The 25,180-nt window shown below is 64.7% G+C and carries 27 protein-coding genes and 3 tRNA genes; 21 read left to right on the plus strand and 9 right to left on the minus strand.

Translation table 11 applies throughout. The features are described from left to right. The first annotated feature begins 56 nt into the window (after positions 1-56). Positions 57-332, plus strand: coding sequence for an Lrp/AsnC family transcriptional regulator (locus HOP59_RS02805; RefSeq protein WP_010629663.1), 276 nt, complete (start codon positions 57-59; stop codon positions 330-332). Between the two features lie 86 nt (positions 333-418). Then, positions 419-1,303, plus strand: coding sequence for a DNA/RNA non-specific endonuclease (locus HOP59_RS02810; protein WP_234252734.1), 885 nt, complete (start codon positions 419-421; stop codon positions 1,301-1,303). Between the two features lie 142 nt (positions 1,304-1,445). Here the strand turns inward: HOP59_RS02810 and HOP59_RS02815 are convergent. From HOP59_RS02815 to HOP59_RS02825, 3 genes are all read right to left on the minus strand, one after another. Continuing rightward, a tRNA-Leu gene (locus HOP59_RS02815) sits at positions 1,446-1,532 on the minus strand. Between the two features lie 71 nt (positions 1,533-1,603). After that, positions 1,604-1,690 (minus strand) — tRNA-Leu (locus HOP59_RS02820). A gap of 33 nt (positions 1,691-1,723) precedes the next feature. Beyond that, positions 1,724-1,810: transfer RNA gene (locus tag HOP59_RS02825), tRNA-Leu, on the minus strand. A 231-nt stretch (positions 1,811-2,041) separates the two neighbouring features. Between HOP59_RS02825 and rnr the strand changes: the two genes are divergently transcribed. The 11 genes from rnr (at position 2,042) to hemH (ending at position 12,787) form a co-directional block, all read left to right on the plus strand. After that, a complete protein-coding gene (gene rnr / locus HOP59_RS02830; RefSeq protein ID WP_234252735.1) occupies positions 2,042-4,435 on the plus strand; it encodes a ribonuclease R in 2,394 nt (797 codons plus the stop codon). Further along, complete coding sequence (gene rlmB / locus HOP59_RS02835; RefSeq protein WP_267965820.1) at positions 4,435-5,265, plus strand: 23S rRNA (guanosine(2251)-2'-O)-methyltransferase RlmB; 831 nt, start codon at positions 4,435-4,437, stop codon at positions 5,263-5,265. Before rnr ends, rlmB begins: the two co-directional genes overlap by 1 nt. A 173-nt stretch (positions 5,266-5,438) precedes the next feature. Continuing rightward, positions 5,439-5,822, plus strand: coding sequence for a 30S ribosomal protein S6 (gene rpsF / locus HOP59_RS02840; protein WP_010629659.1), 384 nt, complete (start codon positions 5,439-5,441; stop codon positions 5,820-5,822). A 24-nt stretch (positions 5,823-5,846) separates the two neighbouring features. Further along, positions 5,847-6,074, plus strand: coding sequence for a 30S ribosomal protein S18 (gene rpsR / locus HOP59_RS02845; protein WP_010629658.1), 228 nt, complete (start codon positions 5,847-5,849; stop codon positions 6,072-6,074). 12 nt (positions 6,075-6,086) lie between these two features. Continuing rightward, positions 6,087-6,941 carry a YybS family protein gene (locus HOP59_RS02850; RefSeq protein ID WP_234252737.1) on the plus strand — a complete coding sequence of 285 codons (855 nt, stop codon included), beginning with the start codon at positions 6,087-6,089 and terminating at the stop codon, positions 6,939-6,941. A 15-nt stretch (positions 6,942-6,956) separates the two neighbouring features. Beyond that, positions 6,957-7,403, plus strand: coding sequence for a 50S ribosomal protein L9 (gene rplI / locus HOP59_RS02855; protein ID WP_010629656.1), 447 nt, complete (start codon positions 6,957-6,959; stop codon positions 7,401-7,403). Positions 7,404-7,706: 303 nt separating this feature from the next. After that, a complete protein-coding gene (locus HOP59_RS02860; RefSeq protein WP_010629655.1) occupies positions 7,707-9,203 on the plus strand; it encodes a carbohydrate porin in 1,497 nt (498 codons plus the stop codon). Positions 9,204-9,352: 149 nt separating this feature from the next. Next, positions 9,353-10,741, plus strand: a complete 1,389-nt coding sequence (gene dnaB, locus HOP59_RS02865) for a replicative DNA helicase (RefSeq protein ID WP_010629654.1) — start codon at positions 9,353-9,355, stop codon at positions 10,739-10,741. A 77-nt stretch (positions 10,742-10,818) separates the two neighbouring features. Beyond that, positions 10,819-11,112 (plus strand): hypothetical protein, encoded by a 294-nt coding sequence (locus HOP59_RS02870; protein WP_010629653.1) that lies wholly within the window; start codon positions 10,819-10,821, stop codon positions 11,110-11,112. A gap of 157 nt (positions 11,113-11,269) precedes the next feature. Further along, positions 11,270-11,572, plus strand: a complete 303-nt coding sequence (locus HOP59_RS02875; RefSeq protein WP_026038265.1) for a DUF6482 family protein — start codon at positions 11,270-11,272, stop codon at positions 11,570-11,572. Between the two features lie 141 nt (positions 11,573-11,713). Then, positions 11,714-12,787, plus strand: coding sequence for a ferrochelatase (gene hemH / locus HOP59_RS02880; protein ID WP_010629651.1), 1,074 nt, complete (start codon positions 11,714-11,716; stop codon positions 12,785-12,787). A 41-nt stretch (positions 12,788-12,828) separates the two neighbouring features. On the opposite strand, the gene HOP59_RS02885 is transcribed toward hemH, so the two are convergent. Genes HOP59_RS02885 through HOP59_RS02910 form a run of 6 tightly spaced genes read right to left on the minus strand, consistent with a single transcriptional unit; the run spans position 12,829 to position 18,738 of the window. Then, positions 12,829-13,263, minus strand: coding sequence for a Na+/H+ antiporter subunit G (locus HOP59_RS02885; protein ID WP_010629650.1), 435 nt, complete (start codon positions 13,261-13,263; stop codon positions 12,829-12,831). Between the two features lie 10 nt (positions 13,264-13,273). Then, positions 13,274-13,543 (minus strand): K+/H+ antiporter subunit F, encoded by a 270-nt coding sequence (locus HOP59_RS02890; RefSeq protein WP_010629649.1) that lies wholly within the window; start codon positions 13,541-13,543, stop codon positions 13,274-13,276. Continuing rightward, the gene (locus tag HOP59_RS02895) at positions 13,537-14,034 is read right to left on the minus strand and encodes a Na+/H+ antiporter subunit E (protein WP_010629648.1); all 498 of its coding nucleotides are present in this window, start codon (positions 14,032-14,034) and stop codon (positions 13,537-13,539) included. Before HOP59_RS02895 ends, HOP59_RS02890 begins: the two co-directional genes overlap by 7 nt. Then, on the minus strand, positions 14,031-15,587 hold the full coding sequence (locus tag HOP59_RS02900) for a monovalent cation/H+ antiporter subunit D (protein ID WP_010629647.1): 1,557 nt from the start codon (positions 15,585-15,587) through the stop codon (positions 14,031-14,033). Before HOP59_RS02900 ends, HOP59_RS02895 begins: the two co-directional genes overlap by 4 nt. Then, the gene (locus HOP59_RS02905; protein ID WP_010629646.1) at positions 15,584-15,928 is read right to left on the minus strand and encodes a Na+/H+ antiporter subunit C; all 345 of its coding nucleotides are present in this window, start codon (positions 15,926-15,928) and stop codon (positions 15,584-15,586) included. Before HOP59_RS02905 ends, HOP59_RS02900 begins: the two co-directional genes overlap by 4 nt. Continuing rightward, on the minus strand, positions 15,928-18,738 hold the full coding sequence (locus HOP59_RS02910) for a monovalent cation/H+ antiporter subunit A (RefSeq protein WP_234252738.1): 2,811 nt from the start codon (positions 18,736-18,738) through the stop codon (positions 15,928-15,930). The genes HOP59_RS02905 and HOP59_RS02910 overlap by 1 nt, the downstream gene beginning before the upstream one ends. A gap of 144 nt (positions 18,739-18,882) precedes the next feature. On the opposite strand from HOP59_RS02910, the gene HOP59_RS02915 reads away from it, so the two are divergent. Genes HOP59_RS02915 through mnhG form a run of 8 tightly spaced genes read left to right on the plus strand, consistent with a single transcriptional unit; the run spans position 18,883 to position 25,076 of the window. After that, positions 18,883-19,161: a hypothetical protein gene (locus HOP59_RS02915; protein WP_141638676.1), complete on the plus strand. Its 279-nt coding sequence runs from the start codon at positions 18,883-18,885 to the stop codon at positions 19,159-19,161. Between the two features lie 23 nt (positions 19,162-19,184). Continuing rightward, positions 19,185-21,518: a putative monovalent cation/H+ antiporter subunit A gene (locus HOP59_RS02920; protein WP_010629644.1), complete on the plus strand. Its 2,334-nt coding sequence runs from the start codon at positions 19,185-19,187 to the stop codon at positions 21,516-21,518. After that, entirely contained in the window at positions 21,511-21,942 is a 432-nt protein-coding gene (locus HOP59_RS02925; protein ID WP_010629643.1) for a Na+/H+ antiporter subunit B, read from the plus strand. The genes HOP59_RS02920 and HOP59_RS02925 overlap by 8 nt, the downstream gene beginning before the upstream one ends. Positions 21,943-21,993: 51 nt before the next feature. Next, the gene (locus tag HOP59_RS02930; protein ID WP_010629642.1) at positions 21,994-22,341 is read left to right on the plus strand and encodes a Na+/H+ antiporter subunit C; all 348 of its coding nucleotides are present in this window, start codon (positions 21,994-21,996) and stop codon (positions 22,339-22,341) included. Next, complete coding sequence (locus HOP59_RS02935) at positions 22,338-23,912, plus strand: Na+/H+ antiporter subunit D (protein WP_010629641.1); 1,575 nt, start codon at positions 22,338-22,340, stop codon at positions 23,910-23,912. Before HOP59_RS02930 ends, HOP59_RS02935 begins: the two co-directional genes overlap by 4 nt. Continuing rightward, positions 23,909-24,382 carry a Na+/H+ antiporter subunit E gene (locus HOP59_RS02940; protein WP_010629640.1) on the plus strand — a complete coding sequence of 158 codons (474 nt, stop codon included), beginning with the start codon at positions 23,909-23,911 and terminating at the stop codon, positions 24,380-24,382. Before HOP59_RS02935 ends, HOP59_RS02940 begins: the two co-directional genes overlap by 4 nt. A 27-nt stretch (positions 24,383-24,409) precedes the next feature. Beyond that, entirely contained in the window at positions 24,410-24,679 is a 270-nt protein-coding gene (locus HOP59_RS02945; protein WP_010629639.1) for an MrpF/PhaF family protein, read from the plus strand. Next, positions 24,672-25,076, plus strand: coding sequence for a monovalent cation/H(+) antiporter subunit G (gene mnhG, locus HOP59_RS02950; protein ID WP_010629638.1), 405 nt, complete (start codon positions 24,672-24,674; stop codon positions 25,074-25,076). Before HOP59_RS02945 ends, mnhG begins: the two co-directional genes overlap by 8 nt. The last annotated feature ends 104 nt before the right edge of the window (positions 25,077-25,180 follow it).

Genomic DNA, 25,180 nt, shown 5'->3' on the forward strand with positions numbered 1-25,180 from the left:
TCGCGCCAGCGCGGCGATGCCTGGCCGCAGGACTTTATCAACGGGGAGGGTGCCCGATGCAGAACGCCGTGATTCTGATCAACACCGAGAAGGGGCAGGTCAAGGCGGTGGCCGAGCGGCTCGCCGACGTCGAAGGCATCAGCGAGGTCTACTCCACCTGCGGTCGCTACGATCTGGTGGCGATCGCCCGCACGCGGGACTTCGAAAGCCTGGCCGAGCTGGTCACCGAGCGCCTCAATGCCGTGGAAGGCATTCGCGATACCGAGACCCTCAACGCCATGCAGGTGCACTCCAAGCACGATCTCGAGACCATGTTCTCGCTCGGCTGGTAGGAATTCGCTAGCGACTGCCACCCACTCATGACCGTATCGAGCCGGTACCCGGATGTACCGGCAGTGGCTCCCCTGCGGATGACTTCATGGCCTTGACACGTACCCGTGGCCGGCGGCGTCGCGCCGTACTGCCACGCTGGCGCTCCCGCGTTCGCCAATTCGGCATCACTCTCGTCTTCGTGCTGGTCGGCAGCGGCCTGTGGTACACCCAGGAGCAGGAGTACCGCGACCAGCTGAGCTGGATGGGTGTGCCCACCTGGGACACCCTGACCCCGCTGACCGTGCACCGCGTGCTGCGCAACGACGGCTTCCTGGTGGGCTGGTCGGACGTGCGGGTCAATCCGCTATGGGTGAGCTATCTGCTGCACGACGTGGAGGAGCGCCGGGCGGCGCCCAGGCCAGACTTTCGCCGCGACTGGCGCACCCTGTGGCCGATTGCCGCCGACAGCTACTTCGGCAGCGGCTACGACCGCGGCCACCTGGCGCCCAACTACGCCATTGCCGTGGTGCACGGGCGTCAGGCCCAGGAGCAGTCGTTCCTGATGAGCAACATCTCGCCCCAGCGTCCCGACCTCAACCGCCGCCTGTGGCAGCGCCTGGAAGAGGCGGTGATCGACCACTTCGTGCCGCGCTTCGGCGTGGTCCAGGTGATCACCGGTCCGGTCTTCCCCGAGCGCTTCCTCGACAACGTGACCAACCGGGTCGGGCTGGTCGAGATCCCCGAGGCGTTCTACAAGATCGTCGTGGTGCCGGCCGAGGAGCCCATGGCACTGGCCTTCATCATGCCCCAGGAAGTGCGCGGCGACGAACCGCTGGACGACTACCTGGTGACCATCGATGAGGTGGAAGCGCGTACCGGGCTCAACTTCTTCCCGCGGCTGCCCGAGGAAGTGGCCGAGGTGTTGGAGGGAGAGGTGGTGGCGTCGGGGTGGGCGCTCGAAGAGGTGGCGCGGCTTCCCTCCAGATATTGAGGTGGGCCAGATACTGAGTCAGGGAGGCATTCGGGCACAAAAAACCGCGATCAGTCGCGGTTCTCTTTATTCGCTCTGGCGATGTTTCTAATTCACTCTGGCGATGTTTCAACTTGCATGACGCGGTCTGCTCGTAGAGCAGTGGTGCCCAGGAGAGGACTTGAACCTCCACATCCGTAAGGATACTAGCACCTGAAGCTAGCGCGTCTACCAATTCCGCCACCTGGGCGCATCATGCCTGTCGTGCTTTCGCTATTTTCGTACTCTGCCGTTGTCGCCGTCGTGTTCGCGCCTCTGGGATGGTGCCCAGGAGAGGACTTGAACCTCCACATCCGTAAGGATACTAGCACCTGAAGCTAGCGCGTCTACCAATTCCGCCACCTGGGCGAACACGAGCGATTCGAGCTGAATAAAGAGCGATGGTGCCCAGAAGAGGACTTGAACCTCCACGTCCGTAAGGACACTAGCACCTGAAGCTAGCGCGTCTACCAATTCCGCCATCTGGGCAGGCGACGCGTATCTTACCCAATTTGTGGGCCAATGCAAGAGTCGGGGCGGTAAAAGAGTCGAATGCGGGGCTCAATTCATGTCGGGTTGAGCCGTCATGGTTGGGAACCGCCACTACCGGCGCTATAATGCGGGCATGACAAATGACTCTATTAGCAATACCCCACGTATGCGGCAACTTGCCGACTCTCTTCCCCGAATGCTGCTCCCGTTGCCAAGGATGCCCCTCGCATGACTCATTGGACGCTCAGCAACGACCCCCATGCCAGCCGTGAAGCCCACAAGTATGACAAGCCGGCGCCTAGCCGCGAGTACCTGCTGGCGCGTCTGGAGGAGTATGGCAAGCCGATCACCCATGAATCCATGAGCCGCATGCTGGGTCTGGAGGACGATGAGCTGCAGGAGGCGGTGCGCCGCCGGCTGGCTGCCATGGAACGCGACGGCCAGGTGCTGCGCAACCGCGCCGGCGCCTACGCGCTGATCGACAAGCTCGACCTGATCAAGGGCAAGGTGCTTGGCCACCGCGACGGCTTCGGCTTCGTGCTGCGCGACGACGGCAAGAAACCCGACCTGGTGCTGCCGCCGCGGCAGATGCGCCGGGTCTTCCACGGCGACTACGTGCTGGTGCGCGTCAGCGGTCGCGACCGCCGCGGCCGCGACGAGGCCACCATTGCCGAAGTGCTGTCGCGCAATACCCAGACCATCGTCGGCGTCTATCGCGAGAATACCTCCGAATTCGGCGTGCTGATCCCCGAGAACCCGCGCATCACCCAGGAGGTGATCATTCCTCATAGCGCCTGTGGCGGTGCCCGCGACGGCCAGGTGGTATCGGCCCGGATCGTGCAGCAGCCCGATACCCGGGTGCAGCCGGTGGGCGAGGTGGTCGAGGTGCTCGGTGAGCGTATGGATCCGGGCATGGAGATCGACATCGCCATCCGCAGCTACGAGATTCCTGCCGAGTTTCCGCCCGAGGTGCACGATCAGATCGCCGGGATGTCCGCCGAGGTGGCCGAGCAGGACAAGCAGCATCGTATCGATCTGCGCGACATCCCGCTGGTGACCATCGACGGCGAGGACGCTAAGGATTTCGATGACGCCGTGTGCGCCTGGAAGACGAAGTCCGGCAGCTGGAAGCTGATCGTCGCCATCGCCGACGTCTCGCATTACGTGCGTCCCGGCACGCCGCTCGACGAGGAGGCGATTCGGCGCGGCAACTCGGTCTACTTCCCCGGGCAGGTGGTACCGATGCTGCCCGAGCTGCTCTCCAACGGTTTGTGCTCGCTCAACCCGGACGTCGATCGCCTGGCCATGGTCTGCGAGATGAATATCTCGAAGCAGGGGGTGATCAGCCGCTATCGCTTCTACGAGGCGGTGTTCCGTTCCCATGCGCGACTGACCTACAACAAGGTGGCGGCGATCCTCGACGAGGACGACCCCGAGGGCGACGCGCTGCGCGAGGAGTATCGCGCCCTGGTCAAGCCGCTCAAGGGGCTGCACGAACTCTACAAGGTGCTGCGTCAGGCCCGCGAGGAGCGCGGCGCCATCGACTTCGAGACCACCGAGACGGCGATCCTCTTCAACGAGGAGCGCAAGATCGAGAAGATCGTGCCGCGCACCCGCAACGATGCCCACAAGCTGATCGAGGAGTGCATGCTGGCGGCCAACGTGGCCACCGCGCGCTTCCTCGACAAGCACGACCTGCCGGCGCTCTATCGCATTCACGAGCGCCCCTCGCCGGAGCGTCTCGACAAGCTGCGCCTGTTCCTCAACGAACTGGGGCTCTCGGTGGGCGGCGGCGACGAACCCACGCCCCAGGACTATCAGGCCCTGGCCGAGGCGATTCGCGGCCGCCCCGATGCCGACGTGATCCAGACCGTGATGCTGCGCTCCATGAGCCAGGCGGTCTACTCACCTCAGAACGAGGGCCATTTCGGCCTGGCCTACCCGGCCTACGCTCACTTCACCTCGCCGATTCGTCGCTACCCGGATCTGCTGGTGCATCGCGCCATTCGCTCGGTGGTGCGTGGGCCGCGCCAGACCAATACGGTGCTGCGTGCCGAAGGGGCCAAGGTGGATCCACCAAGCAAGTGGTGCCCCTACACCTTCGAACAGATGCTCGAGCTCGGCGAGCACTGCTCGATGACCGAGCGCCGCGCCGACGACGCCACCCGTGACGTCGAGGACTGGCTCAAGTGCGAGTTCATGTCGGACAAGCTCGGTGAGGTGTATGAAGGAACCATCGCCTCGGTGACCCAGTTCGGTATCTTCGTACGCCTCGACGAGGTCTACGTCGAGGGGCTGGTGCACGTTACTTCGCTGCCCTCGGACTACTACCACTACGAGCCCGAGAAACATCGCCTCAAGGGCGAACGTACCGGCATGAGCTACCGCCTGGGCGATGGCGTCACCGTGCAGGTGGCCCGTGTGGACCTGAACGATCGCAAGATCGACTTCGCCCTCGAGGACGAGAAGCCGCGGCCCAAACGTCAGCCGCGCAAACGGAGCGGTGAGGCAGAGGCGACTTTCACGCCAAAGCCGGCCGCCGGTAAGGCGGAAGACAAGGGTGAGCGAGGCAAGGGCGGCAAGCGTCGTCGCGGCCCGCGCCGGTCGAGGTCGCGCGGCTGATGGCACAAGGCAGAAAAGGGCCGAAGCGAGATGCCGGCCGTAGATCGAGAGCGGGTGCTCCATCGGCTCCTGCGGCTACGCCGGGCGGGCTCGATGCCGTATTCGGCGTGCATGCGGTGCGTGCCCTGCTGGCGCGCGGCGAAACGCCCAGGGTGCTGTGGGTACAGGAGGGCGATGCCCAGCAGCGCCTGGTCGAGCTGATCGAGCAGGCCCGCCGTGGCGGCGCGCGAGTCGAGCAGCATCCACGTGACGAACTCGACCGTCTGGCCAGGGAGGCCTCGCATCAGGGCGTCGTCGCCTTTGCCGCGCCGCTGGCCTTCGAGAGCGAGGCGTCGCTGTGGTTCAAGCTGGAGGCCTGGCCCCACGCTACGCCGCCGCTGCTGCTGGTACTCGACGGCGTTACCGACGTGCACAACTTCGGCGCCTGCCTGCGCAGCGCTGATGCTGCCGGCGTGCACGGCGTGATCGTGCCCAAGGACAAGTCGGCGCCGCTCAATGCCACGGTGCGCAAGGTGGCCTGCGGTGCCGCCGAGAGCGTGCCGGTCTATCAGGTGACCAATCTGGCCCGCGCGCTGGCCCGGCTCAAGGAGCTCGGCATCTGGATCACCGGCACCGCCGGCGAGGCCGAGGCGATGCTCTTCGAGGCCGAGTTCACCGGCCCCACGGCGCTGGTGATGGGTGCCGAGGGCAAGGGCATGCGGCGGCTGACCCGCGAGGCCTGCGATGGTCTGGTCAAGTTGCCCATGGCCGGCAGCGTAACCAGCCTCAACGTCTCGGTAGCCACCGGCATCTGTCTATTCGAGGCGGTGCGCCAGCGCTGCGGTGCATGAGCCGCCAGCGCAGCGCCAGCTTGCAACCGGCGGTGCAGATCACTAGAATACAGGCGCCCGTTCCTGCGTGAGCGGGCGTTGTCATTTCGACTATCACCTCCTTGCTTCTCCTGAGAGCCGGCCCACCATGGCACAGGTCTCACGCGGAAGCTGCCAACCCGAAAGGAGATCCCATGCGTCATTACGAAATCGTGTTCATGGTCCACCCGGACCAGAGCGAGCAAGTACCGTCCATGGTCGAGCGTTACTCCAGCATCGTCACCGAGAGCGGTGGCACCGTGCATCGTCTGGAGGACTGGGGCCGTCGTCACCTGGCCTACCCGATCAACAAGATCCACAAGGCTCACTACGTGCTGATGAACGTCGAGTGCAGCGGCGAGACCCTCGAGGAAATCGAGAACATCTTCCGCTTCAACGACGCCATCATTCGCAGCCTGGTGGTGCGCTGCAAGGAAGCCATCACCGAAGCTTCGCCGATGATGAAGCCGGCAGACGACAAGCGTGCGCGTCGCGAAGAGAAGCCGCGCGCCGAAGAAGAAACTGCCGAAGCCCACTGATCGCACGTACCGAGGAGTCTCTACATGGCACGCTTTTTCCGCCGCCGTAAGTTCTGCCGTTTCACCGCTGAAGGCGTGAAGCAGATCGATTACAAGGATCTGGACACGCTGAAGGCCTACATTACCGAAACCGGCAAGATCGTACCCAGCCGCATCACCGGTACCAAGGCCCGTTATCAGCGTCAGCTGGCAACCGCCATCAAGCGCGCGCGCTACCTGGCCCTGCTGCCCTACACCGACAGCCACCAGTAAGCCGCCGGTTCGATGTTGCCGATCGCCCGATGGTTGATGCGCGGCACGCCCTACGCCGTAGGCGGGGCGGCGCTGGCCGCGGTGATACCCTGGCTGTTCTGGCTCAGTGGCGCCATCGTGGCCTTGGTCACGCTGCGTCGCGGTCTGTCGCCGGCGCTGCCGGTGCTGGTAGCAGCCGCCATCCCTGCCGGCTGGTGGTGGGCTCAGGGCGACGCTCTGCCGCTGGCCAGCGTACTGCTGGTCACGCTGATGGCGGTGGTGCTGCGCTCCCGCATGCGCTGGAGCGAGGCGCTGGTCGTCGGCACGCTGGCTGCGGCGGTGATGATCCAGCTCGGTGTCTTCGTGCCGCCGGGCGGTGCCGGGCCGCTGCTGGAGCAGCTGCGTCAGGGCTCGGCCGAGATCGACCGCATGCTGACCGAGATGGCCAACCAGGGCTTCGACACCGAGGAGCTGGCCACGCTGCTGATCGGTGGCATCACCGGCCTGGTGGTGTTGATCGCTGCGGTGGGCTGTCTGGCGCTGGCGCGGGCCTGGCAGGCGGGGCTCTACAACCCCGGTGGCTTTCGCGAGGAGTTCCATGCGCTGCGCCTGATGCCGCGCGAACTCGGCCTGCTGGTGGTGCTCGGCGTGGTGGGCATGGTGCTGGGATTGCCGTCGCTCTCCATGCTGGTGTGGGTGCCGTTGCTGGTGGCCGGTATCGCTCTGGTGCACGGCTACGTCGGATTGAAAGGTATGAACGGGCTGTGGCTGATCGCTTTCTACGTACTGCTGATCACCACCTGGCCCATGATTCTGATAGTGCTGCTGGTGGCCTTCATCGATGTGTTCGCGGATTTTCGCGGCCGTCTGGCCTCTCGCAGCGACTGACAAGAGGTTAACGAGATGGAAGTCATTCTGCTCGACAACATTGGCAAGCTGGGCGGCCTGGGCGACAAGGTCACCGTGAAGCCCGGCTACGGCCGTAACTACCTGGTGCCCTACGGCCTCGCCGTGCCGGCCACCAAGGACAACGTAGAAGCTTTCGAGGCGCAGCGCGCCGAGCTCGAGGCCCAGGCCGCCGAGCGCAAGGCGATTGCCGAATCCCGTGCCGCTCAGCTGGCCGAGATCGAGCTGTCGCTGGTGGCCAAGGCCGGCGACGAAGGCAAGCTGTTCGGCTCCATCGGCCCGCGTGACCTGGCCGAGGCGCTGGGTCAGGCCGGCATCGAAGTCGCCAAAAGCGAAGTTCGCATGCCCGAAGGTCCGATCCGCCAGACCGGTGAATACGACATCGACCTGCATCTGCATGCCGAAGTCGATGCCACCGTTCGCGTGGTCGTCGTCGCCGAGTAAGCCTTACCGCACTCGAACGACCCCAAGGGGCGCAGGAGAGATCCTGCGCCCTTTTCGTGTGCTGTATTGGGCAGGCGTGTGGGTGCTTAGACATTGGTAGTAATATTACATTTTGTCTTTGCATTGTAACTCTTAAACGATTAAGTTTTTTCTGCCTGGCTCCGCTGCGTTTCAGGCCAGGGCAGCAGGACGAGACATAAGAGACAAGAGTATCCCGTGATACCGCTCTTAAACGATACAGCGCCATGCTTCCCACCGTTCTCCTTGCGTAAACAATCCAATAAACACAAAGGAACAACTGCGATGAAGACTGCCTTGCCAAGAACTCCGCTGGTTGCCGCCGTGGCCCTGGCCAGTTTCGGCATGATCGGGCACGCCGCCGCCGATACCAGCGCCCTGGAGCAGCGTCTGCTCGAACTGGAGAGCCGCATCGCCGCCGCCGAACAGCGCGCCAGCGCCGCCGAGCAGCGCGCCGAACTCGCCGAGGCCCAGGCCGCGGGAAGCCCGGCCCCCGCTGACGTGGAAGAGCGCCTGGCCCGTGTCGAGCGTCAGGCCAGCGGCGAAGAGGGCTTCTCGTTCAACGTCTACGCCCGCTCCGGGCTGCTGCTGGGTGAAGACCGCAAGAGCATCGACGGTGGCCCCTACGTGACGCCGGCCGGTGGGCTGGGTGGTGCCGTGGGGCGTCTGGGCAACGAGCCGGATACCTACGCCGAGGCGATTCTCAACTACCGCATGCAGTTCGACAACGGCGCCAAGGCGCATTACCGCACCATGCTGGCCAGCAGCACTGAGACCAGCAACGACTGGGATGGCGACTCCAACCTCAACGTGCGTCAGGTCTATGCCGAGTTCAGCGACCTGCCAAGCTTCACCGGCGCCTTCGAGAACGCCTCGATCTGGGCCGGCAAGCGCTTCGACCGCGACAACTTCGACATCCACTGGCTCGACAGTGATTTCATCTTCCTCGCCGGTACCGGCGCCGGTATCTACGACGTGCAGCTGGCCGACAACTGGCGCTCCAACTTCTCGCTCTACGGGCGCAGTTTCAGCGACTATCCGGTGCGCCCCGAGCGTCCGGGGGACGAGGGCAGTACCGATAGCTTGATCCTCACCGCCAACAACTACTTCGGTAACTGGCAGTGGATGGTGAGTGGACTGTCCGCGGCCGACAACGATGAGCGCGACATCGGGGAGGGCCAGTCTGCTGCCGACAGTGGCTTCCACACCATGGTGGCCTACCACGGCGACAGCTTCTTCGGCCTGAGCGAGGGCAACTTCAAGGTGGCGCTGATGCACGGCCAGGGCCTGGGCGCCGAGGTCAAGGGGCTCGGCAGCGATGGCAACCTGACCGACGATGCCCAGGCCACTCGTCTCGGCATCTACGGCACCACCTACGTAGCGCCGAATTGGCGTCTGGCTCCGGTGCTGCTCGGCGAGGTGAGCAAGGACCGCTACGTCGATGGCGACGACTACAAGTGGCTGACTCTCAACGCACGCCTGGTCAACGAGCTCACCCAGAACTTCGAGATGCAGTACGAAGCCAGCTACCAGTACATGGACCTCGACCCCAACGGCTTCGATGGCCGCAACGCGGTGAGCGGCGACTTTGGCAAGTTCACCATCGCGCCGACCTTCAAGCCCCAGGTGGGTGGCTTCTGGCAGCGGCCGGAGATTCGCGCCTTCGCCTCCTACACCGACTGGTCGAGCGATCTCAACAACTACGGTACTGGCTCCTTCGGCAACGAAGGCTTCACCGGCGGCCAGTGGAGCTTCGGCGTTCAGACCGAGGTGTGGTTCTAGGCCGGCTCCCGCAATCCCGTTGCTCGCACGCTGTTTCGAACCCTTGCCGCGACCGTTATCGGTCGCGGTTTTTGTCATTTCGAAAGGTGGGGTGGGCAACGGGCATCGGGTAGAATGGCACGGCCCGTTCCCCTCAAGGTTGCCGCACCATGAACGACACGCTCGAGCTCGATCAGGAAACCGCTGCGCTCAAGGTGCCGCCGCACTCGCTCGAAGCGGAGCAGTCGGTGCTGGGCGGCCTGATGCTCGACAACCAGGCCTGGGACAACGTCGCCGACCGTCTGGTGGCCGACGACTTCTACCGCTATGAGCACCGCCTGATCTTCAATGCCATGACCGGGCTTGCCGAGGCATCCAAGCCGTTGGACGTGGTCACGCTCTCCGAGGCGCTGGAGGGGCGCGACCAGCTCGATACCGTGGGCGGGCTCGCCTATCTCGCCGAGCTGGCGCGCAACACCCCCTCGGCGAGCAACATCCGCGCCTATGCCGACATCGTTCGCGAGCGGGCCACGCTGCGCAAGCTGATTCGTGCCGCCAGCCAGATCGCCGACGGCGCCTTTAGCCCCCAGGGGCGTCCCGCCGACGAGCTGCTCGACGAGGCCGAGCGGCTGGTGTTCCAGATCAGCGAGGAGCGCCCCAAGTCGGGCGGCCCCATCGGCATGAGCGAGCTGTTGGCCAAGGCGGTGGATCGCATCGACGAGCTGTTCAACATGAAGGGCGAGATGACCGGTCTCTCCACCGGTTTCCGCGATCTCGACGAGATGACCTCGGGCCTGCAGCCCTCCGACCTGGTGATCATCGCGGGCCGCCCCTCCATGGGTAAGACCACCTTCGCCATGAACCTGGTCGAACACGCCGTGATCGCCAGCGACCGCCCGGTGATGGTGTTCTCCATGGAGATGCCCGCCGAATCGCTGATGCTGCGTATGCTGTCGTCGCTGGGACGCATCGACCAGACCCGGGTGCGTACCGGTCAGCTCGAGGACGAGGACTGGCCGCGGCTGACCTCGGCGGTCAACCTGCTCAAGGACAAGCAGCTGTTCATCGACGATACCGCGGCGCTGTCGCCCAACGAGATGCGCTCGCGCATCCGCCGGGTGGTGCGCGAGCACGGCAACCTGGCCCTGGTCATGATCGACTACCTGCAGCTGATGCAGATCCCCGGCTTCTCCGAGAACCGCACTGGCGAGATCTCAGAGATCTCTCGCTCGCTCAAGGGCATGGCCAAGGAGTTCGGCTGCCCGGTGGTGGCGCTCTCCCAGCTCAACCGCTCGCTGGAGCAGCGTCCCAACAAGCGTCCGGTGATGTCGGACCTGCGCGAGTCCGGCGCCATCGAGCAGGATGCCGACGTGATCGCCTTCGTCTATCGTGACGAAGTCTACAATCCGGATAACCCCGACAACCAGGGCCTGGCTGAGCTGATCATCGGCAAGCAGCGTAACGGTCCCATCGGCACGGTGCACATGGCCTTCATCGGCAGGTACACCCGCTTCGAGGATCTGGCGCCGGATAGCTACGGCGACGCTTTCGGCGAGTGAAGCGCAGCAGCGCTTGAGCCAGCGGCGCGGCCCCGTATAATGCCGAGCCCCCGACAGTCGTTTTCGAGGAGTGACCCATGGCAGGCGGATTTCGACGCGGCAAGCGTCAGCGCCCCCCCAAGCTGGAAGCCCGCGGTATCATCGAGTCGCTGGAGCGCGAGGGGCCGTTCAAGGAGTGGCTCGGCATGCCGGATCTCTATCGCTTTCATCTGGTCGTCGACGGTGAGGCCTACAGCTACCAGACCGAGGATGCCGAACTCACCGTCGCGGTAGGTGACCGCGTGGTGTTTCGCTACAAGGAGACCAAGGCGGGCAAATGGGTCGACCGCAACTCCCTGGCCAAGGCCATCGATCCTTCGGAGTACCAGTAGCCGCCTCGCGCAGGTGAGCGCCTGTGGAACCTGGCCACGGCTTCACTGTCATAATTTCGATACGTTAGCGTCATGCGATTGATATCGGGCACAGTCATGCTGTGCCCGATGTCTATCCAGCGACCCCAACGGAACGAAACAGGACATGGAGGGAGCCATGGAATTCGAACAACTGAAGCAATTCGTCGCGCGCCATGACAATTTCGAAGTGCGCGTCATCACCCATTCCGGCAGCCACTGCTACCAGGTGGAACTCGAGGACGTGGAGGGCGTACGCCACATGCTGACACGGCGTGGCAAGCCCATGGTATTCCGTTCTCTCGAGGACGTTTACCTGGAGCTGCAGCGTGCCGGCATCCACCGGGCCTTCCTGGTCCAGCATGTGCCGCAAGACGAAGTCATCGGTCGCGAGGCGCACTATCACGACCCGCTGACGTCGCGCATGCCGCTGGTCTTCTAGGCCTGGCCTGAGTAAGTCTGGTCGAGCAATAACCTTGATCCAAGTTATACAAATCGACTTCATAGTATAACTCGATGCCCCTGACAAACCTTGCCTGATACAATGGCGCTCCTTGAACTTACGTCACGAGGAGCGCAGCGCATGGTCGCATCGCAAGAGGTATCGGGCTCGCCGGAGCGTCAACGTCCGACTCATGCTCCGGCGGATCATCCCGCGGTGGCCCGGCCCAGGGTAGGTGTGGTGCTGGTCAACCTGGGCACGCCGGATGCCACCGATTACTGGTCGATGCGGCGCTATCTGAGTGAGTTTCTCTCCGACAAACGAGTAGTCGACTATCCCAGTTGGAAGTGGCAGCCGCTGCTGCAGCTGATCATTCTTTCGCGCCGGCCATTCAAGTCGGGCGAGGCCTATCGCGGCATCTGGAACACCGAGAAGAACGAGAGTCCGCTGCTGACCATCACCCGTGACCAGACGCGCAAGGTGGCCGAGGGGCTGAAGGCGCGGCATGGCGAGCAGGTGCTGGTGGACTTCTGCATGCGCTACGGTAACCCTTCCACGGACAGCGTGCTGCGGCGCCTGCAGGCCGAGGGCTGCGAGCGCATCCTGTTCTTTCCGCTCTATCCGCAATACGCCTCGCCGACCACGGCCACGGCCAACGACCACGCCTTCCGCACCCTGATGAAGCTCAAGTGGCAGCCGGCGATTCGTACCGTGCCGGCCTACTTCGAGCACCCGGCCTATCTCGAGGCGCTGAGCAACTCGGTGCGTGAGGCCTACGCCGCGGCCGAGTCGGCACCGGAAGTGCTGGTGGCCTCGTACCACGGCGTGCCCAAGCGCTTTCTGCTCGAGGGCGACCCCTACCACTGCCAGTGCCAGAAGACCACGCGACTGCTGCGCGAACGGCTTGGCTGGGCGGAGGGCGAGATTCAGACCGCCTTTCAGTCGCAGTTCGGCCCCGAGGAGTGGGTCGGCCCGCAGACCGTCGACCACGTGGCCGAGCTGGCGCGCCAGGGCAGGAAACACATTGCGGTGATTTCCCCGGCCTTCTCCGCCGACTGTGTCGAGACCCTGGAGGAGATCAACGAGGAGATTCGCGACAGCTTCCTCGCCGCGGGGGGAGAGCGTTTCACCTACATTCCCTGTCTCAACGACCGCGACGATCATATCCAGGCGTTGCTGGCGATCATCGACAACGAGCTGGGCGGCTGGGCGTGAAGCGGGAGAGAGCCGATCAGGCCACCTGATCGGCTCTCGTTTCAGCGGAACAGGCGCGAACGCTTCTGCTTGCGATACTTCCAGGGATGTTTGGCGCGGGCCGGACGCGCCACCCGGCTCTGGCCCACGTCCTCGTCGCGGAACTCCGGCACCGAGCCGCGGGTGCCGGTGGTGAAGCGCAGGTGCATGTGCAGCCCGGTCTTGGCCAGCATGTGCCCCGTCACCGGGGCGGTGATGAACAGAAACAGGGTGATCAGCAGCTCCTGCACGTGCAGCTCGCGCTGGGTGATGGTGAAGTAGATCATCGAGGCGATCAGCACACAGCCGATGCCCAGCGTGGTGCCCTTGGTGGGGCCGTGCAGGCGCATGAAAAAGTCCTTGAACTGCAGCATCCCCAGCGAGCCGGTGAAAGCGAACACCCCGCCGGCTATCAGCAGGAAGGCGATCACACCTTCGGCAATGACGTAGAAGGTCATGTGGTGTCCCCTATTCGATGATGTCGCCGCGCAGCAGATAGCGGCAAACGGCCATGGTGCCGATGAACCCAAGCATGGCGATCAGGATCGCCGCCTCGAAGTAGGTCTTGGTGTTGAGCCACAGCCCCAGCAGCACGATCAGGGCGATCGAGTTGACGTAGAGCGTATCGAGGGCCAGCAGACGGTCGGGTACGTCCGGGCCGATGGCCAGGCGATAGACGTTCATGGCCATGGCCAGCACGATGAGCGTCAGGCTGATCAGCAAGGCTGTGTCTAGCATTCGAAGATCTCCTTGAGCGGGCGCTCGTAGCGATCGCGGATCTCGCGGATCAGGGCCTGTTCGTCGTCGAGGTCGAGGACATGGATCAGCAGCGAAGAGCCGTCGAGACGGATGTTGGTCGATACCGTGCCCGGCGTCATGGTGATGGTGTTGGCCAGCAGGGTGATGGCCAGGCGGTCCTTCACCTCCAGCGGGTACTCGACGAAGCCCGGGTGCGGTTCGCGCCGCGGCAGCAGGATCAGCAGGCTGACATGCACGTTGGCCTTGACGATGTCCCACATCACCACGAGCACGAACCAGACCAGTTTGAGCGGATGCTTGACCCGCGGCAGCGGCTCCCAGAAACCCTGCGTCAACAGCGGAATGCCCACGGCCAGCACCGTGCCGAGCAGCAGCTGGCCGGGTGCGATGCTGCGCACCATCAACAGCCATACCACCAGCAGCACCAGCGACAGGGTGGGGGTGGGCAGGAAACGTCCCATGGCCTTCATAGCGTGTCTCCCTGCGTCTCGTCATGGAGCGGCTGGCGAGACTGCACCAGATCCCGGGTCGGTTCGTCGCTCAGCAACTGCTGAATCACGACCTGGGGCATGGCCAGCTGCTCCGCGGTGGCTTGGGCGTAGTGGCTGATGGGCCCGGCGAAGACGACCAGCAGGGGAGCGCTGGCCAGCAGCCAGATCACGCCGACGAGCTGGGGGCGGGTGACCTTGCCGGAGGCCACCTCGCCTTTGTAGCTGGCCCAGAAGAATACCGACCCCGCCCGCGACATGGCGATCAGGGCGCTCAGGCCGGCCAGCAGCAGCAGCGGCCACAGCCATAGCCGGGCGCTGCCCTCTGCGGCCTGCATCAGCAGCAGCTTAGCCAGGGAGCCGGCCAGCGGGGGCAGACCGACCACGCCGACCGCTGCGGCCAGGAACAGACCGCCGAGCAGGTAGCGCTGGTGCAACCGGCGGGCGCGCACCAGACGCGTACCGGCCTTGCCGCGCTGCTGACCGATCAGCTCGGCGATCAAGAACAGCACGCCGCAGATCAGCGTGGTGTGGGGCAGGTAGTAGAGCAGGGCGGTTGTGGCAGCGGTGGTACCCAGGCTGGCGGCCGCCAGCAGGGTGCCTACCGAGATCAGCACCAGGTAGGCCACCAGGGGGCGCAGGTCGCGGGCCGCCAGTACACCGATGGCGGCCAGCAGGATGGTGGCCAGCCCCGACCACCACAGCCAGCCCTGTATGGCGGATTCGGCGTCGCTGTCGGCAAAGATCAGGCTGTGCACGCGGAGAATGGCGTAGAGGCCGAGCTTTGTCATGATGGCGAACAGCGCCGCCACCGGTGCGGGTGCCGAGGAGTAGGTGCGCGGCAGCCAGAAGTAGAGCGGCAGCAGGGCGGCCTTGAGGCTGAACACCACGATCAGCAGCAGGGCGCCGGCAGTGACCAGGGCGGCCTGGTCGCCGGACATGGTGGCGACCCGACGTCCCATGTCCGCCATGTTGAGGGTACCGGTCGCTCCATACAGCACGCCCAGTGCGATCAGGAACAGCGCCGAGCCGGCCACGTTGAGGATCACGTAGTGCAGCCCGGCGCCGACCCGCTCCTTGCCGCCGCCGTGCATCAGCAGGGCATAGGAGGCGAGCAGCGTGATCTCGAAGAAGACGAACAGGTTGAAGATGTCGCCGGTGAGAAAGGCGCCGTTCAACCCCATCAGCTGCAGTTGGAAGAGGCCGTGGAAGTTGCTGCCGCGGACGTCGTCACCGGCGCTGGCGAAGATCACGCAGCCCAGCGCCAGCACGGCGGTCAGGCCCAGCATGAGCGCCGAGAGGCGGTCGAGCATCAGCACGATGCCGAAGGGGGCCTGCCAGTTGCCCAGTGCGTAGAAGGTCAGTTCGCCGCTGGCCGCCTGCTGCAACAGCAGCAGGGTGACGATGACCAGCAGGGTGGTGAAGGCGATGCTCAGGCGACGGTGAGTCCGGTCGCTGGCCTTGCCCGACAGCAGCAGCACCAGGGCGCTGAACATCGGCAGCAGGATGGGCAGAGAAATCAGATGCTGGTTCATCGTGGGGCGTCTCCATCCTCGCCTTGCTGGCCGTCGACATGGTCGGAGCCGAGGTCGCCGCGGGCGCGGATCGCCAGGATCACGACGAAAGCGGTCATGGCGAAGCCGATCACGATGGCGGTGAGCACCAGGGCCTGGGGTAGCGGGTCGGTGGGGGTGATCGAGTCGCCGATCACCGCCGCTGCGTGAGTATTGAGCCCGCCGGTGGAGAACAGGAACAGGTTCACCGCGTAGCCGAGCAGTGCCAGGCCGACGATGACAGGGAAGGTGCGCCCGCGCAGCAGCAGATAGATGCCACTCGCCGTGAGCACGCCGACGACGAGGGAGAACAGGGCTTCCATCAGCGTTCCTCCAGCGTTGGGCGATTGACCGTGGTGACGCGGCCCAGGTTGATCAGGATCATCAGCACGGCACCCACCACGGCGAGATAGACGCCGACGTCGAACAGCATCGCCGTGGCCAGCTCGAACTCTCCTACCACGGGCAGGTGGAAATGGCCGAAGGCCGAGGTCAGGAAGGGGAAGCCGAACAGCCAACTGCCCAGGCCCGTGGCCAGCGCCACGGCCAGCCCCGATACGGCAACGATCGGATAGGAGATCGGCAGTCGCTCGCGGGTCCAGTCGTGGCCGCGTGCCATGTACTGCAGGATCAGCGCGGTGGCGGTGATCAACCCGGCGATGAAGCCGCCGCCCGGCTGGTTGTGGCCACGCAGGAAGATGTACACCGACACCAGCAACGCCAGCGGCAGCAGGATCTGGGCCACCACCGACAGGATCAGCGGATAGCGATGCCGCGACCAGCGGATACCCTCGATGTTGCCCGAGGGCATGAACAGGCGCAGACGGTTGAGCAGCTTGAAGGTGGCGAGGCCGGCCAGGGTGAGCACGGTGATCTCGCCCAGGGTATCGAAGCCGCGGAAGTCGACCAGGATGACGTTGACCACGTTGGTGCCGCCGCCGCCGGGCACGCTCTCGCGCAGGAAGTAGTCGGCGATGGTCAGGGTCTCTCGGGTCAACAGGGCGTAGTTGAGCATGGCCACCACCAGACCCAGCGAGGTGGCGAGTATCAGGTCACGTAGAATGCGTCGGCTCGAGACCAGCAGCGGTGGGCGCTGAGGCAGGAAGAACAGCGCCAGGATCATCAGGATCATCGAGGCGACCTCCACCGACAGTTGGGTCAGGGCCAGGTCGGGAGCGGAGAAGCGCACGAAGGTCAGCGAGACCGACAGTCCCACCACCGAGAGCATCAGCAGCGACACCAGCCGCCAGCGATGACTCAGGGCGCTACCGATGGCGCCGAACACCATCAGGCCGGCGCCGAGGAACAGCATGCCGTCGAGCGGCTGCTGGCCGCGCTCGCCGGTCAGCGACTCCAGTTGGGTCAGGCCGATGGCGGCCATGGCCAGGGCGCTCAGGATCAGCAGCGCCTGGTAACGCTGCAGGGAGCCGTTCTCCAGGCGCAGGGTCAGCCACAGGGTCGCCTTGATCAGCCGCTGCACCGCTGCCTCGAAGATCAGCCCGGCGTTGCGCTCATGGAACAGGGCGGCGATGCCGGCCAGACGCCGATGCTGGCGCAGCACCAGCACGCCGCCGGCCACTGCAGCCACGCTCATCAGTAGCGGCAGGTTGAGGCCGTGCCACAGGGCCAGGCTGACCACCGGGGTGGTCTCGCCCTGCACGGCGAGGCTCGCCGCGTGCAGCAGCGGGGCCGCCAGGGTCATCGGGAACAGTCCCACCAGCAGGCTCATGGCGGCCAGGAACAGCCCGGGGGCCAGCATGCCCCGCGACGGGTCGTGCACCTTCATCGGTGGCAGCGCTTTCTGCTCGCGGGTCAGTTTGGGCTCGGCGAAGAACAGGCTCCAGATCAACCGCAGCGAGTAGGCCACCGAGAGCATGGCAGCCACCACCACCAGCAGCGGGATGACGATGCTCAGTGCGCCGAGCAGGTTGTTGAGCAGGCTCTCTTCGAACAGCATCTCCTTCGACAGGAAGCCGTTGAACGGCGGGAAACCGGCCATGGCGGAGCCGGCCAGAATGGTCATGGTGCCGGTCAGCGGCATCATCGACCACAGCGCGCCGAGCCGGTCGATGTCGCGGGTGCCGGTTTCATGGTCGATGATGCCGACCATCATGAACAGCGCCGCCTTGAAGGTGGCATGATTGAGGATGTGAAACACGGCGGCAACGATGGCCAGCGGACTGCCGAGCCCCAGCAGCAGCGTGATCAGGCCCAGGTGGCTGACGGTGGAGAAGGCCAGAATGCCCTTGAGGTCGCGCTCGAGCAGGGCGAACCAGGCGGCGTAGAGCATAGTGGCCAGACCCACCAGCGACAGGCTGACCGCCCACAGCGCGGTGTCGCCCAGCGCCGGGTTGAGACGCGCCATCAGCAGCACGCCTGCCTTGACCATGGTGGCCGAGTGCAGGAACGCCGATACGGGCGTAGGGGCGGCCATGGCGTGGGGCAGCCAGAAGTGGAATGGGAACTGCGCCGACTTGGTGAAGGCGCCCAGCAGCACCAGGGCCACGATCAGCGGATAGTGCTCCGAGGCGCGGATAAGATCGCCAGCCGCCAGCACGTCACCCATGGCGAAGCTGCCCACCGCCTGGCCGATCAGCAGGATGCCGGCCAGCAGGGCGAGGCCGCCGGCACCGGTGACGGTCAACGCCATGCGTGCGCCACGCCGGGCATCGCTGCGGTGGCCCCAGAAGCCGATCAGCAGGAACGAGGAGATGCTGGTGAGCTCCCAGAACAGCCACAGCAGGATCAGGTTGTCGGCCATGGCGATGCCGAGCATGGCGGTCATGAACAGCATCATGTAGGCGAGGAAACGGCCGTCGTCCTCCTCGGCCGAGAGATAGAAGCCGGCGTACAGCAGGATCAGGCTACCGATACCCAGGATGAGCAGGGAGAAGAGCAGTGTGAGGCCGTCGATCCGCAGCGCGAGATCCAGGCCCAGCAGGGGCATCCAGGGTATGCGTAGGCTGACCACGTCGCCGCCGAGCACGGCCGGGGCGTGCAGCAGCACCAGGCCGAGGGCGAGCAGCGGGGCGATCAGCGTGGCGGTGACGCAGGCTTTGCGGCCGTGGCGCGAGGTCATCACCGGCACGAAGATACCGGCAATGGTAAGCAGGGGGATCCACAGCAACGACATGGCGGTTCGTCCATTCTGGCGGCGGTCGATGCGTCGCACCACAGCACAGAGAGATCCGTCGTGGCGTAATCTGCCCGAGCACCGCGCACACAGGCTAATGGTATCGATCGAGGAGCGCAGGGCCGGGTCGTTGGGAACGGTGTAATGAAGAAACGTTTTGAAATCGCTATACTAGCAAGCCGTTTCGTCGTGAAATCAACGCTCACCGTAGCCAGCCGCGGCGCAAAGTCTAATCCTTTTGCGCTGCAATATACAGGTTTGGCCCGGCTGCCGACGCTCATCCTTTGGGCGTATTTTTTCGGCCGCAGCACGGATTTCTTTAATCGCGACGTCACGCTGTGCGGGGGATACCCGGACGTCCCGGCAGGCTCTGCCGTCGATGTCGGCGCTGCGAGGTGGCGAGGCGCCATGTCCGGACGATGAACTGAACAGAAGGGAACTGCATGATGCAACTAGCCGTGCTATCGGGATTCGTGCTGGCCGCCTTTGCGCCGTTGCTGCACCGCTGGTTCGGTGGGCGTGCCAGCTTCGTGCTGGCCGCGTTTCCGGCCGCGCTGGCACTCTGGTTCCTGGGCCAGGTGCCGACGGTGATGCGCGGCGAAGTACTCTTTCTCGAACTCGACTGGGTGCCGTCGCTGGGCATGAGCCTGAGCTTCGTCATCGATGGCCTGGCGCTGTTGTTCGCGCTGCTGATCACCGTGATCGGCACCTTCGTGCTGATCTATGCGGGCGGCTATCTCAAGGGGCATCGCGATCTGGTGCGCTTCCACATCGTCATCCTGGCCTTCATGGTGTCGATGCTGGGCCTGGTGTTGGCCGATGGCCTGCTGACCCTGTTCGTGTTCTGGGAACTGACCAGCATCACCTCTTACCTGCTGATCGGCTTCAGCCATGCCGACATCGAGGCGCGCAAGTCGGCGCGTCAGGGGCTGTTCGTCACCTTCGCCGGCGGGCTGGCGCTGATGGCGGGGCTGGTGCTGTTGGGCAACGCCAGTGGCAGCTGGTCGCTGGCCGAGATCAGCGCCGGCGGCATCGACCTGCGCGAGCACGATCTCTACCTGCCGATGCTGCTGTGCCTGCTGCTGGCGGCCTTCACCAAGTCGGCGCAGTTCCCGTTCCACTTCTGGTTGCCCAATGCCATGGCCGCCCCCACGCCGGTGTCGGCCTATCTGCACTCGGCCACCATGGTCAAGGCGGGCATCTACCTGCTGGCCCGCCTGCATCCGAGCCTCGGCGGCACCGAGGCGTGGGTCGGCATTCTGTCGGTGGTCGGTGCCCTGACCATGTTCACCGGCGCCTTCCTGGCCATCCGTCACACCAACATCAAGAAGATGCTGGCCTACTCCACGGTGATGGCGCTCGGCACCCTGACGATGCTGCTCGGTATCGGCACCGAGGGGGCGTTGATCACCTTCGTCACCTTCCTGCTCGCCCACTCGCTGTACAAGGGCGCGCTGTTCATGGTGGCCGGTATCCTCGATCACGAGACCGGCACCAAGGACATCACCGCCATGGGCGGCTTGCGACCGCTGATGCCGGTGACGGCGGTGGTTGCCGTCATCGCCGCGCTGTCGCTGGCCGGGGCGCCACCGCTGTTCGGCTTCATCGCCAAGGAGATGATGTTCGAGGCGGCCCTCGATGCGCAGACCTTCGGCTGGCTGGTGCTGCTGCTGGCCTTCGTCTCGGCGTTTTTGACCATCGCCGTGGCTGCGATCATCGCGCTGCGGCCGTTCTTCGGCGAGCGTCGGGCGACGCCGCGGGTGGCGCACGAGGCGCCGCTGTCGATGCTGCTGGGCCCGGCCTGTCTGGCGGCGCTGTCGCTGCTGCTCGGCGTGGTGCCGGTGATCGCCGGCATGGGGGTGCTCACGGCAGCCGCCTCGGCGGTCATGGGCGAGCCGGTGACCGTCTACCTCTCCTTGTGGCACGGCATCAATCTGCCGCTGGTCATGTCGATCGTGACCCTGGCGCTGGGCTACCTGCTGTTCAAGCGCTGGGACCGCGTGCGCGCTCATCTGGCACGGCTCGATCCGGTCATGGCGCGCGGCCCGGAAGCGGGCTACGAGGCGTTCATGCACTGGATCACGGTGGTGTCCGAGTGGCAGACCCGTATTCTGCAGAACGGCTACATGCGCAATTACATCCTGGTGATGGTGCTGGTGCTGATCGCGCTGCTGGGCAACTCGCTGCTGCTCAGGCATCCGCTGGAGATCGCCTTCGAACTCGACGTGCGCTTCCACGAAGTGGTGGTGGTCGCCATGATGGTGCTCGGCGCATTGTTCGCCGCCGTCGCCCGCTCGCGGCTCAGCGCGGTGGTGTCGGTGGGCATCATGGGCTTCTCCATCGCGCTCACCTTCATCCTGTTCAGCGCTCCGGACCTGGGTATCACTCAGCTGCTGGTGGAAACCCTGACGGTCATCCTGCTGGTGCTGGTGCTGTTCCGCCTGCCGCGCTTCGCCAGCCTGTCGACGCCGCTGGAGCGGGTGCGTGACGTGCTGGTGGCGGGCAGCGTGGGCGTGCTGGTCACGCTGTTGATCCTTACCGCCTGGGGCATCGACCAGTTCGTGCCGATCTCCGAGTACATGATCGAGAACAGCGTGCCGCTGGCCCACGGGCGCAACATCGTCAACGTGATCCTGGTCGATTACCGCTCGCTGGATACCTTGGGCGAGATCTTCGTGCTGGCCCTGGCCGCCATCGGGGTCATCGCCATGCTCAAGCTGAGGGCGCCGGTGAAGCCGGCCAAGCCGACGGCGCAGGAGAAGGAGTCGAGCCATGGTTAAGTCCGGTACGCTGATACTGCACACGGCGGCGCGTATCCTGATGCCGCTGCAGCTGCTGTTCTCCGTGTTCCTGCTGCTGCGTGGCCACGACGAGCCCGGCGGCGGTTTCATCGCCGGGCTGGTGGCGGCGGGGGCCTTCACGCTCTACCTGTTCGCCTTCGGCGTCAGCGCCACCCGCGAGGTGCTGCGCATGGTCGACCCCCGCGATCTGATCGGCATGGGGTTGCTGCTCGGCATGATCTCGGTGTTCCCCGCCTGGTTCGTCGATCAGCCCTTCCTCACCGCCCAGTGGTGGACGATCCCGGGCGTCGATTTCTACGCCTCGACCCCGCTGATCTTCGACATCGGGGTCTATCTCGCCGTGCTGGGCTCGGTACTGGCCATGGTCATGACGCTGATGGAGGTGGACAAGGATGAACCTTGAGCACGTGGGCGCTGCGGGTGCCTCATCCACGACTTCGGAGGGAGGAACGCGATGGAACCGGTAATGGCCGTGGCCGTTGGCCTGCTCTATGCGGCCGCCATCTTTCTCATGTTGCGGCGTTCGATCGTCAAGCTGGTGATCGGGCTGATGCTGCTCTCCAACGCCGCCAATCTGCTGATCTTCACCACTGCCGGCATGACCCGCGGCGCGCCGCCGCTGATCCCCGAGGGGCTCGCGGCGCCGTTGGGCCCGGTGGCCGACCCCTTGCCCCAGGCCGTGGTATTGACCGCCATCGTGATCGCCTTCGGCGTGTTGGCGTTCGCCGTGGTGCTGATTCGCCGGGCCTACGAAATCGTCAAGGCCGATGACCTGGACAAGATGAAGGAAACCGATACGTGAGGCCCGAAGTCGCCCTTCCCGTTCTTCTGCCGCTGCTGTCGGGGGCCATTTCGCTGCTGTTCTGGCGCTCTCGTCCCATGCAGCGTTTCACTGCCGTGGCCGGTAACCTCGCACTGCTCGGCGTGTCGCTGTGGCTGCTGGTGTCCGTAACCCAGGAGGGTTACGTGGTGATCCAGATGGGGGGTTGGCAGGCTCCCTTCGGCATCACCCTGGTAGCTGACATGCTCAGCGCGGTGATGATCGTGCTCACCGGTATCATGGGACTGGTACTGTCGATCTATTCGCTGGCTTCGACCGGCCCCGGCCACGAGCGCTTCGGCTACTACCCGCTGATGCACCTGCTGCTGGCCGGCGTCGCCGGCGCCTTTCTCACCGGCGACGTGTTCAACCTCTATGTCTGGTTCGAAGTGATGCTGGTGGCCTCCTTCGCGCTGCTGATTCTCGGCGGCGAGAAGGCGCAGATGGAGGGGGCGATCAAGTACGTCACCCTCAATCTGCTGGCCTCGGTGATCTTTCTCTCCGCGGTGGGGCTACTCTACGGCATGGTCGGTACGCTCAACATGGCGGATGCCGCCCAGCGCCTGGCCGTGGCCGAACACCAGGGCATGGTCGAGGTACTGGCGGTGATGTTCATGGTCGCCTTCGGCATCAAGGCGGCGGCGTTCCCGTTGTTCTTCTGGCTGCCGGCTTCCTACCACACGCCGCCCGTGGCGGTGTCGGCGCTGTTCGCCGGGCTGCTGACCAAGGTCGGCGTCTACGCCCTGTTCCGCTTCTTCACCCTGCTGTTCGACCAGACCCTCGGCTACACCCAGGAGCTGCTGATCTGGGGCGCCGCCCTGACCATGGTCACCGGTGTGCTGGGGGCTGCGGCGCAGTTCGAATTCCGCCGCATCCTGTCGTTCCACATCGTCAGCCAGATCGGCTACATGATTCTCGGTCTGGCACTGTATACCCCGCTGGCCATCGCCGGGGGCATCTTCGCCGTGATGCACAATATGGTGGTCAAGACCAACCTGTTCCTCATCAGCGGCATTACCCGGCGCTTGCAGGGTACCTACGAGCTGAAGAAGATGGGCGGACTCTATCGCGAGCGTCCCTGGCTGGCGGTGGCCTTCTTCCTCTCCGCCTTCTCGCTGGCCGGGGTGCCGCCGCTGTCGGGCTTCTTCGCCAAGTTCGTCATCGTGCGCGCGGGCATCGAGGCGGAAGCCTATGTGGTGACCGCGGTGGCGCTGCTGGTGGGGCTGATGACCCTCTATTCCATGGTCAAGATCTGGAACGAGGTATTCTGGAAGTCCCTGCCAGAGGACAACCTGGTACCCCCCGAAGAGGTGGTGGTGGGTGACGACAGCCGCATGGTGCCGCCGAGTCTGTGGCTGATGTATCTGCCGGTGGCGGTGCTGGCCCTGTTTGCGCTGCTGATCGGCGTGCTCGCCGAGCCGCTGATGGCGATGATGAATCAGATCGGCGATCAGCTGATGAACCCGCAGGGGTATATCGAAGCGGTGCTGGGTGCCGAGGTCGGGGTCGAGGACGCTCTGATCGAAGCGCCGGATGAGGAGGTGTCGCCATGACGGGAGCTATCTGGAACCTGCTGCTGGCGATGGCCTGGGTCATCCTTTCCGGCGACTTCTCGGGGCTCAACCTGGTGGTCGGGCTGGTCTTCGGCTACATCACCCTGGTACTGATCGAACCGCAGGTCGACGCCCTGACCGGCTATCCGGCGCGGGTGCCGCGGATCCTCAGATTCCTCGGCTTCTTCATCAAGGAGCTGGTGCAGGCCAACCTGCGGGTCGGGTTCGATATCCTGACTCCGCCCTGGCACATGAAGCCGGGGGTGATCGCCATGCCCCTCGAGGCGCGCACCGAGCTGGAGATCACCATGGTCGCCAACCTGATCTCGCTGACCCCGGGCACCTTGAGCCTGGACGTTTCCGACGACCGCAAGGTGCTCTACATCCACGCCATGTTCCTCGACGATGAAGAGGAGCTGCGCCGCAACCTCAAGGAAATGGAATACCGTGCACTGGAGCTGTTCCGTTGAGTACGCCAAGGCCGAGTGGGGAGTGATATGGCTACAGTGATTCTGATAAGCCAGGTGCTGATGGGCATCGCTCTGATCCTGGCCTTCGTGCGTGTCGTGAGAGGTCCCAGCCTGCCCGACCGAGTGGTGGCGCTGGAGCTGTTCGCCAGCATCGTGGTGGGGTTGGTGGGCGTCTATGCCATTCGCACCGACGTCTCCAGCTTTCTGGATGCCGCCATCGTGATCGCGCTGATGGGCTTTCTGGCCGCCATCGGCTTTGCCCGTTTCCTGGAGCGTGGAGGACCGCGGGATGATTGAGACCATCAAGGGCTTTCTGATCCTCACCGGTGCCATCTTCATGCTGCTGGCAGCGCTGGGTATTCTGCGTCTGCCCGATCTGCTCACTCGCATGCATGCCACCACCAAGGCGGCGGCGCTGGGAGTGATCCTGATCATGCTGGCGGTGGCCGTGCATTTCGGAGAGGTGGCGGTGGTGGCGCGGGCCTTCGCCATCATCGTCTTCGTGTTGATGACCGCGCCGGTGGCGGCTCACGTGATCGGCCGGGCGGGCTACTTCGTCGGCTCCAAGCTGTGGAGCGGTACGGTGAAGGACGAGCTCAGACCCAACTACGACCCGCTCACTCACGAACTCAAGAGCGGTCTGGAAACGGATAGCAACGCGGTGCATCAGCCGCGCGAGAACGACCCCAAGTGAGGTAAGGCACGCGGTTACACAAAGCGACGCTTTCCGCGTGCGGCAGGGCTGGTCTGAAGACCGCTTCTGCGCCATTATCGGTGGCCTTCGACGTGAAAGGAATA

The sequence above is a fragment of the Billgrantia aerodenitrificans genome (assembly GCF_021404405.1).
GTDB classification, from domain to species: domain Bacteria; phylum Pseudomonadota; class Gammaproteobacteria; order Pseudomonadales; family Halomonadaceae; genus Halomonas; species Halomonas aerodenitrificans.